Raw genomic sequence first — 13,835 nt, forward strand, 5'->3', positions numbered from 1 at the left:
TTATTTAGACAACTCTAACATACGTTCAATAGGCAATAAAGCACGTTTTCTAACAGCTTCGGGCACTTCAATTTGAGGGGATTCGTTAAGCAAACAATCGTACAATTTTTGTAGCGTGTTCATTTTCATAAAATGACACTCGCTACAAGCACAGGTGTTATCTTCGACCGCTGGTGCTGGCACCAACTCTGTATACGGCATCTCTTGTTGCATCTTATGCAAGATCCCTGCTTCTGTAGCAACAATAAACTTTTCTTCTTGATGTTCCTTTACATAATTTATCATTCCAGAAGTAGACCCTATATAAGTCGCTGTGTTTAAAATATGTTCTTCCGATTCTGGGTGTGCAATAATTTTATAATCTGGATACTTTTTATGTAATTCAATCAATTTATCCATAGAGAAGGCCTCATGCACAATACAGCTACCATCCCATAACAATAAATCTCTTCCAGTTTGCTTACTCACATACTTCCCAAGGTTTTTGTCTGGCGCAAAAATAATAGGAACGTCTTTTGGAACTGATTCCACTATTTTTAGTGCATTAGACGATGTACACACAATATCGCTTAAGGCTTTTATTTCAGCCGAGCAGTTTACATAAGTAATCACGACGTGATCTGGATGCTCTTTTGTAAACTTTTCAAAGGCTTCCGGCGGACATGAATCGGCCAAAGAGCAACCTGCATTTAAATCAGGCAATACAACGGTCTTTGTAGGGTTTAATATTTTTGCGGTTTCTGCCATAAAATGCACACCTGCAAAAACAATAATATCGGCGTCTGTTTCTGCTGCCTTTTGCGACAAACCCAAACTATCTCCAACATAATCTGCAATATCCTGTATTTCCGGAACTTGATAATAATGAGCCAAAATTACAGCATTCTTTTCCTCTTTAAGCCGTTTTATTTCTTTTACTAAATCCATGTTTATATACTTAACTCCTTATTACACAAATAAATTACACCTGTGTAAATGCATTAATTATGCAAATATCTTAATTAAAAATTTATTGAAATCACATTGGGTACAAAAATAGCATCAAATTAGGAACCATTGGCATTTTTTTATTGATTCTTGCACACTTATAAAAAAAAAGACACAATGTTTAACAAAACAAAAATGCCTTTATTACACTAATATTACAAAAATAGTTCTCTATTAACCTGCAACAACCCGGTCGTGGATTTCTGCATTTAAACCGTCCAAAACTTTTTCACTCGCTTCCAACTCTTTTAAAACAGTCACCTTTATATCTTCAAAACATGTTTTAATCCCTTCAAACAAATTTTGATAATAGCTTATTCCGCTCTTTAAATTATTGGTAAAAGTCAATAAATACTTTTCTTCCTTCTTACTCATATCTGTTTTTAACGCTTCGAATTTGTTTTTCAAAAAGTCAATGTATATATGCAATTCCTTTACAAATAGATTAGGACGATCTACTCGCGATAACATATTAGCCCGACCATAAATATGATCTGTAATGTCTTTTAAGGTCATGATTTTAGAATAATATGCCATATTAGGACCCGGACAAATAGACACGCCTTCTCCTTCTATTTTTGTATCCATATTGTACTTCAATAATGCAGAAGTTCCCAAACCAACACAGGTACAGGATTTTTCGGTTATTTTATTAAATGCCTTTTTATATTCACTAACAGGCAATGCTTTTTCTTCTAATGCCTTTATCTTTAAGTACTGGTATTCCCTGGAAGCCGTACACATCCCCTTCTCCTTAAAATCCTTATTGAGTGCTACAAACTTTTTGGGACAAGAACTCCCTGGCCTACCCTTTTTAATTAAAACTTCTTTTTCAATATCCTTAGTATTATCCCTAAGGTTATTAAAAGGCACTCCTAAAGGAGAAATATTACTTAAATACAAATCGTCCTCTTTGGCTTTTACCAACTTTTGCAATGTAGCTTCGTCTACAGTAGTTGCTTCTGGCACCAACAAAAAAGGCGTACCCCAACCAACAGAATCCAAGTCGTATTCATCAATTAAAAATTCATGTTCTTCCTGGGTTCCAACACCACCCTGTGCGGATACCTTAATTTTTAGTGGGTCTTGCGGAACGACACGGCCTTGATTTTTTAATTCTTCATTTAACACACTTTCAATGGACATTCTCAATGCCTCTCGTTTTTCTTTAAACTCAGCTAAAACTGGCCCCAAAAGATAGCCATCGGTAGCAAAGGCATGCCCTCCACAATTAAGACCAGACTCAATTCTATATTCTGAAACCCACAAACCCTTTTTTGCCAAAAACTTCCCTTGTATCAACGCCGATCTGTAATCGCTAACTTTTAAAATAATCCGTTTTTCAAATCCCCCCTTCTCATCTGGGAAAAAACTGTCAAACTTTGCCATATAAGCATATAACCTTGGGTTCATCCCTGCCGAAAGCACAACAGAAGAATTTAGTTTACTATTCGCAAACCCTCTTAAAGCTGCATGAGCATCATTATATTCAACTGGCAACTTTTCATCTTTACGATAATTGTCTTTATCTACCTTAGTCATAATATTAACATCAATGCGACCTTTAGTTAAGTACCTTGATACCCAGTGTTTGATTTCAGAAATACTACCACCGTTTTCAACAAGTTTTAAGAACTCTTCTTTTATTGTAGCTCCGTCAGGCAGCATGCCTATATAAGCTTTTACCTCGTCACTCTTCTCCAGAGCCACATTCTTTAATGCTTCAAACTTCTTATCCACCAAATCATTAATAAGGTTTAAGTAAGCCGTTATGCGCTGGGCTCTAAAATCATCCATCTTTTCCGTGATTTCATGATACGGAATCTCAAACTTTTTACTATACATTTTCCTTAATTTCTCCAATAAAATATCATCAACCAATGAGATTACCGAATCCATACCATATTGGGCCACCTTTAAAGGTGTATCTATTGTGAATCCTATCCCCATAACAGGAATGTGAAATGAATGTGCATGTTTCATATACTATAAGTAACTTTTTATGCCAACCAACTTAATAATCAGGCATTATTAAAACAGGCAAAATTATTGATCAAGCACAAGACCAACTATGACAAATGTCATACTTTAAAAATTACTCCTTCTAATTTATGCAAATGAACAAAAAGCAACCTACCTCACAACGCGCTTATGAAGCATTTAAATCTCGATAATTGAGAAAAAGAAAGATTAATTCTTAACATCAAAAAAACCGATTAAAAAGAGACAACGATAATGGCTATTTTTTTAATTATTCTTAATTAGAGTTCAATAAACTACAAAAATCGATAAAACTTAATGCATTCTGCAGTCCTTAATTTAAGCTTTATTACTTTTATGGCTAATTTGATCAAATTGATGTTATGTCTATAGAGCCAAAATTAAAACGTTTTAAACAAAGTGTATTGTCTAAATACCAAATATACAATAGTATATTTATGACCTTACCCTTTGATACAATTACAAAAACAGGTGTTTTGCTGCCTTTATTTCATGAAACTTGCAAAAAAGGGTTTGCTAAAGGTGACGACCCAACAACAATAGTTGACACCTTTTTTAAAAAATACCAAGCTCGACGCACCAAAGAAAGCCAAATAAATTTATTATTTAGGTTCATTCAATACATTGAAAGACAAGTTGTGTTGTTCGATGCTATTGAAGACGCTGCATTTCCTGTTGTGAATAACATGGAAGGCATCGGTACTTTAAGAAACCTTAAAGGATCTGCAATTTCTGAAGGCAAACTGGAAGAACTTCGAAAATACCTTGAAGAATTTAAAGTTCGAATTGTGCTTACTGCACACCCAACTCAATTTTACCCTGGATCTGTTTTAGGGATTATAACAGACTTGACCGAAGCTATTAAAGCAAACGATTTAATTAAGATCAACAATTTGTTTGCACAACTAGGAAAAACACCTTTCTTTAAAAGAGAAAAACCGACTCCATATGATGAAGCAGTTAGCCTTATATGGTACTTAGAGAATGTATTTTACCAGTCCTTTGGAAATATTTACAACTACATACAACAAAATGTATACGACGATGGCAAAAAACACAATGAAATTATCAACATTGGATTTTGGCCGGGAGGTGATCGCGACGGCAACCCATTTGTAAAACCTGACACAACTTTAAAAGTTGCCGAAAAACTCAAACAAGCAGCCCTAAAAAAATACTATGCAGACCTTAAGGATTTAAGACGCAAGCTTACTTTTAGAGGTGTTGAAGAACGCATTGTACGCTTAGAAACCATACTTTACAATTACAGTATCAATTTAAATACTGAAGAAACAATTGAATGCCAGGAGCTACTTGTCGAACTACTTAGCATTAGAAAGGTTCTAATAAAAGAACACCAATCGCTATATGTTAACGACATTAATAGCCTTATAAACAGAATCCATTTATTTGGCTTCCACTTTGCCACTTTAGATATACGCCAGGACAGCAGAATCCATCATAAAGTCTTCTCCACCGTAATAGATCATTTAATTGAAACTGGCCATCCTTTAATCCCGGAAAATTATCATGAACTATCAGAAGAAGATCAAATAAAAGTACTTTCTGAAGTTAAAGATGCCAACATCGACATTAATGCATTTGAAGACGAAATGGTGTTTAACACTTTAAAGACTATCGAGGTTATAAAACAAATTCAAAGCTCTAATGGGGAAAAGGGCGCAAATAGATACATTATAAGCAACAACCAAACGGCTTTAAATGTAATGCAACTCTTTTCAATGCTAAAATTAACGGCATTTAAAGAGGATTTGACAGTAGACATTGTACCGCTTTTTGAAACCATACCCGATTTAGAAAATGCTCCTAGCGTTATGGAACAACTCTACACAAATCCGGTCTATATGGAACATTTAAAAAGCAGGGGCATGAAGCAAACCATAATGCTCGGTTTTTCCGACGGTACCAAAGACGGTGGTTATTTAATGGCCAACTGGGGAATTTTTAAAGCTAAAGAACTACTTACCGAAATGTCCAGAAAATATGATATTACAGCTATATTCTTTGATGGTCGTGGTGGCCCACCAGCTCGTGGAGGCGGGAAGACACACCAGTTCTACGCTTCATTAGGCCCTACAATTGAAGACAAAGAGGTACAACTTACCATACAAGGACAAACTATTAGTTCTAATTTCGGAACTTTAGATTCGTCTCAGTACAACCTAGAACAACTTATAAGCTCGGGGATATTAAACCGCTTAGGGAAAGATGAGCATGCTATGTCTGAAGAAGACAAGGCTGTTATGAGCGATCTTGCCGAAACGAGTTACCAAACCTACAAAGATTTTAAAGGCCACCCTATGTTCATTCCTTATCTGGAACGCATGAGCACTTTAAAATATTACGCTAAAACCAATATTGGCAGTAGACCTTCTAAACGTTCTAAATCTGACAAATTGATCTTCTCAGATTTACGGGCAATCCCATTTGTTGGTTCCTGGAGTCAATTAAAACAAAATGTTCCCGGATTTTATGGCGTAGGTACTGCTTTAAAGGCTTATGAAGACAGAGGTGAATTCCATAAAGTAGAGCAGTTATACAAAAACTCTAAGTTCTTCAAAACCTTGTTAGAAAACAGTATGATGTCCCTAACAAAATCGTTTTTCGACTTAACCAAATACATGTCTAAAGACGAAGAGTTTGGAGCGTTCTGGAATATTATTTACAACGAGTACACTACCACTAAGAAGCTACTCTTAAAATTAACAGGATACAAAGAGTTAATGGAAAACGAACCTTCAGGTAAAGCCTCTATCGAGGTCAGGGAATCCATTGTACTGCCTTTGCTTACCATACAGCAATATGCACTCAAAAAGATTCAAGAACTAGAAAAAGAAGGTGTTAAAGATACCGAACAATTAAAGATCTTTGAAAAGATCGTAACACGTTCGCTATTTGGCAATATTAATGCCAGTAGAAACTCTGCTTAATTTGGGTTCTACACATTTTTGTTAAATTCTATAAAAAAACAATGCCTTCACATGTGAAGGCATTGTTTTTTTATAATGAGGCCTTTCTTTATTTTAAAAATGCTTCCTCTAATAATCCAAAAAAATATTTAAGGCCCAGATTGTCGCTTCTATAAAACCTAAAACCCAGTACGCAAAAACCATTTCATTTTGTTTAGTATTGTAGCATTATTCAGCACCAGACACATCCAAACAAAAAAAGGAGCTACCTATTTAGACAGCTCCTTTTAATTTCCACTTAACTAAAAACTTATAAACTTAGTGCTCATTTAACCTGAAATCAGGATAAGCATCCATACCATGCTCATGCGCATCTAAACCTTCTAACTCTTCTTTCTCTGAAACTCTAATTCCTATTGTTTTCTTAAGAACAAATATGATTATAAACGACGACACTATACAAATAGCCGCATACGATACAACTCCTATTAATTGCGTTAAAAAGCTATGATCTGGGTTGGCAGAAAATATTCCAACGGCCAATGTTCCCCATACACCACAAATTAAATGAACCGCTATGGCTCCAACAGGATCATCCAATCTTAATTTATCTACACAGGTTACAGCAAATACAATAAGCGCTCCTGCTATGGCCCCTACAATTACTGCACTTGTTGGTGTCATAACATCAGCCCCTGCAGTAATACCCACAAGACCACCTAGTATTCCATTTAAAAACATTGTTAAATCCAAGTTTTTATAAATAGCCGTAGAAACCAACATGGAAACAACACCTCCTGCTGCTGCAGCCAAACAGGTTGTTACCAAAGTGATTGATGTTAATTCTGGATCGGCAGAAAGCACAGAACCCCCATTAAAACCAAACCATCCTAACCAAAGTATTAGCACACCTGCCGTAGCCAATGGGATATTATGCCCTGGAATCGCCTGAGGCTTTCCATCCTTAAACTTACCAATACGAGATCCTAACAAATATACCGCTATTAAAGCAGCCCATCCCCCAACAGAGTGCACTAAGGTTGAACCTGCAAAATCATAAAATCCCATTTCATCTAAGAATCCACCACCCCATTTCCATGAACCAGCAATAGGATAAACAACTCCAACATAAATAATAGCGAAGATCATAAAAGGGACTATTTTCATTCGTTCTGCAACTGCTCCAGAAACAATAGTAGCTGCTGTCGCTGCAAACATTCCTTGGAACAAGAAATCTGTCCAGTAAGTATAGCCTTCATTATAAGCCAAATCTAAAGCACCTTCAGCTGTTAACGGAGAATCCAGTCCAAATCCTGCAAAGCCAAAGACCCCATTAAACTCTCCAGGGTACATTAAGTTAAACCCAACCAAACAATAAAGCAGCAACCCTACTGTTATAATAAAAATATTCTTAAAAAGTATGTTTATAGTATTCTTTTGTCTTGTTAATCCAATTTCTAAAAATGCAAAACCTAAATGCATAAAGAAAACGAGTGCTGTACAGATCATCATCCATACATTATTTGTTGTAAGTAATTCCATAATTAATAGTGTTTGATGATTATTATTTTAAGGTATCTCCTCCTTTTTCTCCTGTTCTTATTCTATAACATTCAGTGATATCGGAAACGAATATTTTACCATCCCCTACTTCACCCGTTCCAGCTGAACCTAGAATAGCCTTGATTGTTACTTCTTCAAAATCATCATTAACTACAATAGATAAATAGCGGCGCTGAATATCACTAGTGCTATAAGAAACACCCCTATACACATGACCCTCTTTTTCATTACCCAAACCGGTAACATCCCAGTAAGAGAAGAAGTTTACCCCCACTTCATGCAGTGCATTTTTCACTACACTGTATTTAGATTTTCTAATAATTGCTTCAATTTTTTTCATGACTCATTTATTTTATTTAGTTAATTAGATTAAAATGAATAAATAGCTGCCAAAGTAAAAGCTGCTAAGCTTTTTGTAGGCGCCATATCATTATCAAAGTATACTTCGTCAGAGTTACTATCTAAACGTAATTCAGGTTTGATAATTAAATTCTCAAGCGTGTAACTTCCTGTTAGTGTTAATGCAAATACACTTGGCTCTTCTGAAGCACCATCCATCATCCAATTAAAGTACTCGCCTCTTAGCCCTATTGAAAAATCTTCAGAAGTTGCCAATTGCGGATACAAAGCTGCTCCGTAAAAACCATTACCATCATTATCGGCATAAGCACCATTAATACCCAAGAAGAAATCTTCAGACAGATCGAAACCGCCAGTATAATCAATTTCGAAACCAAGTACCACTCCAGAATCATAATAGAAATTCAGATATTGACCTGCAAAACCTAATTGAGCTCCTAAACCGTAATCTCCAGTAAAATTATTGTTAACATCCGTTGGATTCATAAAAGCCAACATTAAGCTAACATCATCAGACAATGCAAAATCAGCCTTTAACCCAACATGCGAAAACGGCCCGCTAGAAAACAAGTAAGATGTACTATAGTTAAAGTTACCTACTGGCGAAATAACTTCATAACCCAAATAGGTGTTAAAACGCCCTATAGTTAAAGTAGTGCTTTCAGATACATTCCAGTAAGCATATAACTGATTAATAAAAATCCCATCATCGCCTCCAACAGCCCCAAGACCACGAGGCCCAAATACTACGTCGGCAACAGCACCTGTTTTACCACCTTCATAGGAAGCTATCAAGTTTGCCATACCCAATGCAAATCCAGTTTTGTTAGCAAATGACGTTCCAAAAGACTGAAACTCGTCGCCACCATCACCAAAAATAGCTCTATCGGAAGATGTTAAATTTGTTTTATAATACGCATCTATACTTCCTCCAATATTAAATGATTTTTTAGATTCATCTTCTTGGGCAAATAACACAGTTGCTACAAAAAGCATTGAAAGTGTGATAATTCTTTTCATAATGTTTTAATTTTATAGTTATTGGTTAATTCTCATTGAATTCGAGGTAAAACTATATAAAAAACATTTACACCCCTTAAAAAACAGGGGTGTGTGATTCATTTTTATATAAAATTCATTTATACCCCTAATTTTTTAAGGGTATTTAGATAATTTTATATTTTTTTGCTTTTTCAACAATACGGCTATTTGAATTATTATTAGTTTTTTCAGTTTTTTGATGACATTATTTTTACAAAAGCAACTTTTTGTTAATTTTAATTCACAAATTCACATTTATAACTAAATATTATCGATTGAATATTTACTAAAAAACCGCTTTATTATTGATATATAATTATTTTTATATTCACTTAACTCCTAAAATCGAAATAATAGATTACCCCTTATGGTTATTTAAATTCTACTGCATATCTTCGCTGTTAAAGGCTAATTTTTAAACTTATAATTTGTTGATTATGTTGCAGAAACAAGGAATGTATTTACCTGAATTTGAACACGAAAATTGTGGTGCAGGTTTTATTTGTAACCTTAAAGGGGAGAAAACAAATCAAATCATACACGATGCTTTAGAAATTTTGGTAAAACTAGAACACCGAGGAGGTGTAAGTGCAGATGGAAAGACCGGTGATGGCGCAGGATTATTAATCGATATCCCTCACGAATATTTCAACAGAGTATGTGATTTTAAAATTCCAGCACCTAGAGAGTATGCTGTTGGAATGATTTTTCTACCTCAAAATAAAAATCAGTACAAAACCTGTAAAGAAATTTTTGAAAAAGAAATACAAACGCAAGGACTAACCGTTTTGGGTTGGCGCGAAGTTCCTGTAGACTCCTCTCAGCTTGGAGAAATTGCATTAGCCTCAGAACCTAAGATAGAACAAATATTCGTAGGAAAATCAGAAGATATTGATGAAGCTACATTTAAAGCAAAATTGTATGCGGCTCGTAAAATTGCAGAGCACGCCATATACGCTTCTAAAATGTCCCAAAACAACTATTTCTATGTTCCTAGTTTATCAACCACAACATTAATATACAAAGGCATTATCATGCCCGAAGATATTGGGCCATACTACAAAGACCTTTTAGAACCAGATTTAGTAACACGCTTAGCCTTAGTACACCAAAGGTTTTCTACCAATACCATGCCTACATGGGAATTAGCCCAACCATTTAGACACATTTGTCAAAATGGAGAGATAAACACCTTACGAGGCAACGTTAGTAGAATGCGTGTTCGCGAAGAAATCATGAAAAGTGATGTTTTCGGTCCACAAATAGACAAGTTATTCCCTATTATACTTCCAGGGAAATCAGATTCTGCATCTATGGATATGGTTGTGGAATTATTAACACATACCGGAAGATCCTTACCAGAAGTTATGATGATGATGATTCCTGAAGCATGGGAAAAACACAAAACCATGTCGGAAGAAAGAAAAGCATTTTATGAATACAATGCCTGTATCATGGAACCTTGGGACGGCCCTGCATCGGTACCTTTTACAGATGGGGATTACATTGGAGCACTACTAGATCGTAACGGCTTAAGGCCTTCTAGATATTCCGTTACCAAAAGCGGAAAATTAATTATGGCGTCAGAAATTGGCGTTGTTGATATTGCCCCAGAAGACGTTGAAAGCCACGGTAGACTAGAACCAGGAAAAATGTTCTTGGTAGACATGAACAAAGGTCGCATCATTAACGATGAAGAAATCAAGAGTAAAATTGTTTCCGAAAGACCCTATAAAGAATGGTTAGACAAAACAAGATTACATTTAAAAAATGTACCTTATACAAACGAAACCTGTCCTATTGAAACCATCGACATTAAAACAAGACAGCGTTTGTTCAACTATACCTTCGAAGATATTCAAGAGGTTATTTCTCCAATGGCCCAGAATGGAAAAGAAGCTTTAGGATCTATGGGTACCGATACACCTTTAGCAGTACTATCCGACAGGCCTCAGCTCATTTCCAACTATTTTAAACAATTATTTGCACAGGTTACCAATCCGCCTTTAGATGGTATTCGCGAAGAAATAGTTACCGATATCAGTTTAGCACTAGGTAAAGACCGAAATATTTTTAGCATTACCGAAAGACAATGTAGAAAATTACGCATTCAAAATCCAGTAATTTCCAATGCCGATTTAGAAAAAATAAGAAGCATTTCTGTCGAAGGTTTTAAAGCCGAAACCATAGAGATCCTATACGAAAAATCAAAAGGGCTAAACGGTCTTGAAGATGCCTTAGAAGATATTATTGTTCAAATAACCAAAGCCCTTGAAAGAGGAACGAACATTATTATCTTATCCGATAGAGGAGTAAACAAACAATTCGCTCCAATTCCTTCATTGTTAGCTTGTTCGTATGTTCATCATCAAATGAACCGTTTACGCAAGCGCTCGTATTTTGACATTATTGTTGAATCGGCAGAGCCACGTGAACCACACCATTTTGCTACCCTATTTGGCTATGGCGCTAGTGCCATTAACCCTTATATGGTAAATGAAATTATTAGAATGCAAGTAAAAGAAGGATTCATCAAGGGTCTTGACGAACAAAAGGCTGTCGATAATTTCAATAAAGCTATTGGAAAAGGATTACTGAAAATCATGAACAAAATTGGAATCTCCACCCTACATTCTTATAGGGGATCTCAAATTTTTGAAATCGTTGGCTTTAACTCTCAATTTGTTGAAAAATACTTCCCTTATACCGCATCCAGAATTGAGGGTATCGGTTTATACGAAATTGAAAAAGAAATTAATGAACGCTACAAATATGCGTATCCCGACAAATACATAGACAAACGTTTAGGCTTAAATATAGGCGGCGATTACAGATGGCGACGAAATGGCGAGCGCCACATGTTTAACCCTACTACCATTGCCAAACTACAACAAGCTGTAAGGCTTAGTGACCAGGATAGCTACGACGTATATTCTAAAGCTGTAAACGAACAATCGGAAAATCTGATGACCATTCGAGGTTTATTCGAATTCGACAACTTAGATCCCATTCCGTTAGAAGAAGTAGAGCCTTGGACAGCCATTGTAAAACGCTTCAAGACGGGGGCTATGTCTTATGGATCCATTTCCAGAGAAGCACACGAAAACTTAGCCATCGCCATGAACCGTATTGGTGGTAAGTCGAATTCTGGAGAAGGAGGTGAAGACAGAAAACGTTTTCAGCCAGACGTTAACGGCGATAACCGCAACTCGGCAATCAAACAAGTTGCGTCCGGACGCTTTGGGGTAACATCACATTACCTTACCAATGCTAAAGAAATTCAAATAAAGATGGCTCAGGGCGCCAAGCCCGGAGAAGGCGGACAATTACCAGGCGAAAAAGTATTACCTTGGATTGCGGCGGCACGAAACTCTACACCTTTTGTAGGATTAATTTCGCCACCACCACATCATGACATATACTCTATTGAGGATTTAGCACAATTAATATACGACTTAAAAAATGCTAACCGTGAAGCAAGAATAAATGTTAAACTGGTTTCCGAAGTCGGCGTTGGCACCATTGCTGCTGGAGTTTCTAAAGCAAAAGCAGACGTTGTACTTATATCTGGCTACGATGGTGGTACAGGAGCCTCTCCGCTTACCTCATTAAAACATGCCGGATTACCTTGGGAGCTTGGTTTAGCAGAAGCACAACAAGCTTTGGTTTTAAACAAATTAAGAAGCCGAATTGTGGTAGAATGTGACGGTCAGCTAAAAACAGGCCGCGATGTAGCCATTGCTGCTTTATTAGGTGCTGAAGAATTTGGTTTTGCAACCGCCCCATTGGTAGCTTCAGGATGTATTATGATGCGTAAATGTCATTTAAATACATGCCCTGTAGGTATTGCGACTCAAGATAAAGCATTACGTAAAAACTTTAAAGGCACACCAGAGCACGTTATAAATTTCTTCTACTATATAGCAGAAGAATTAAGAGGCATCATGGCGCAGCTAGGGTTTAGAACCCTAGACGAAATGATAGGACAAACCCATAAAATCAATGCCAATAAAGCGATTAAACACTACAAAGCTAAAGGCTTGGATTTATCTTCCATCTTACACAGACCTGCCGAGTACAGTAATATGGTTTTAAAGAATACAGAAGAACAAGATCATGATTTACAAGATGTTCTAGATTTTAGAATACTTAAGGACTCCCACAGGGCTTTATATAGAAAAGAACAAATGACTTTAGAGTATCCTATAAACAATACAAACCGCTCTGTTGGTGCTATTGTAAGTAATGAGATCTCTAAAGTATACGGACACCTTGGCTTACCCGACAACACCTTAAACATTAATTTTACAGGTTCGGCTGGGCAAAGTTTTGGAGCTTTTGGTGCTCACGGATTAACATTTACAGTAGAAGGCAATACTAACGATTACCTTGGTAAAGGTTTATCGGGAGCTAAATTAATTGTTAAGAAACCAGCCAAAGCCGACTTTATAGCAGAAAACAACATTATAGTTGGTAATGTTTGTCTATTTGGAGCCGTTGAAGGAGAAGCTTACATTAACGGTATTGCCGGCGAACGTTTTGCCGTAAGAAACTCTGGAGCTACTGCCGTTGTTGAAGGTGTAGGCGATCATTGTTGTGAGTATATGACCGGTGGTAAAGTAATTGTACTTGGTAGCACTGGGAGAAACTTTGCTGCAGGTATGAGTGGCGGTATCGCTTATGTTTACGACCCGGAAAAGAAACTTGAAAACGGATTATGCAATACAGAGACTATTGAGTTTGAAGATATCTTATCTGAAGACGCTAAAGAATTAAAAGCATTAATCGAAAAACATGTCCTTTACACAAACAGTAACCGTGGAAAAGAACTATTAGCCGATTGGGAAACTAGCTTAAATAATTTTGTTAGAATCATGCCAATCGAATACAAACGTGCATTGAAACGTTTAGAAACTGAGGAACAAATGGTAGAAGAATTAACAACAGCATAAT

At 36.2% G+C, this 13,835-nt stretch carries 7 protein-coding genes; 2 read left to right on the plus strand and 5 right to left on the minus strand.

The features are described 5' to 3' along the window. Both nadA and JF259_RS01570 read right to left on the minus strand, forming a co-directional pair. Window positions 1-927: a quinolinate synthase NadA gene (gene nadA, locus JF259_RS01565; protein WP_199112516.1), complete on the minus strand. Its 927-nt coding sequence runs from the start codon at window positions 925-927 to the stop codon at window positions 1-3. Between the two features lie 234 nt (window positions 928-1,161). Next, on the minus strand, window positions 1,162-2,970 hold the full coding sequence (locus tag JF259_RS01570; RefSeq protein ID WP_199112518.1) for a hypothetical protein: 1,809 nt from the start codon (window positions 2,968-2,970) through the stop codon (window positions 1,162-1,164). A gap of 380 nt (window positions 2,971-3,350) precedes the next feature. On the opposite strand from JF259_RS01570, the gene JF259_RS01575 reads away from it, so the two are divergent. Next, window positions 3,351-5,939 (plus strand): phosphoenolpyruvate carboxylase, encoded by a 2,589-nt coding sequence (locus JF259_RS01575; protein ID WP_199112520.1) that lies wholly within the window; start codon window positions 3,351-3,353, stop codon window positions 5,937-5,939. Between the two features lie 297 nt (window positions 5,940-6,236). Here the strand turns inward: JF259_RS01575 and JF259_RS01580 are convergent, their stop codons facing one another. Genes JF259_RS01580 through JF259_RS01590 form a run of 3 tightly spaced genes read right to left on the minus strand, consistent with a single transcriptional unit; the run spans window position 6,237 to window position 8,861 of the window. Then, window positions 6,237-7,460 (minus strand): ammonium transporter, encoded by a 1,224-nt coding sequence (locus JF259_RS01580; RefSeq protein WP_199112522.1) that lies wholly within the window; start codon window positions 7,458-7,460, stop codon window positions 6,237-6,239. A gap of 22 nt (window positions 7,461-7,482) precedes the next feature. Then, window positions 7,483-7,821, minus strand: a complete 339-nt coding sequence (locus JF259_RS01585) for a P-II family nitrogen regulator (protein ID WP_199112524.1) — start codon at window positions 7,819-7,821, stop codon at window positions 7,483-7,485. A 29-nt stretch (window positions 7,822-7,850) separates the two neighbouring features. Beyond that, window positions 7,851-8,861 (minus strand): outer membrane beta-barrel protein, encoded by a 1,011-nt coding sequence (locus tag JF259_RS01590; RefSeq protein WP_199112526.1) that lies wholly within the window; start codon window positions 8,859-8,861, stop codon window positions 7,851-7,853. A gap of 458 nt (window positions 8,862-9,319) precedes the next feature. Between JF259_RS01590 and gltB the strand changes: the two genes are divergently transcribed. Further along, the gene (gltB, locus tag JF259_RS01595; protein ID WP_233164036.1) at window positions 9,320-13,834 is read left to right on the plus strand and encodes a glutamate synthase large subunit; all 4,515 of its coding nucleotides are present in this window, start codon (window positions 9,320-9,322) and stop codon (window positions 13,832-13,834) included. Window position 13,835: the final 1 nt, after the last annotated feature.

It is taken from the genome of Snuella sedimenti (assembly GCF_016428595.1).
In the GTDB taxonomy this organism is placed as follows: Bacteria; Bacteroidota; Bacteroidia; order Flavobacteriales; family Flavobacteriaceae; genus Snuella; species Snuella sedimenti.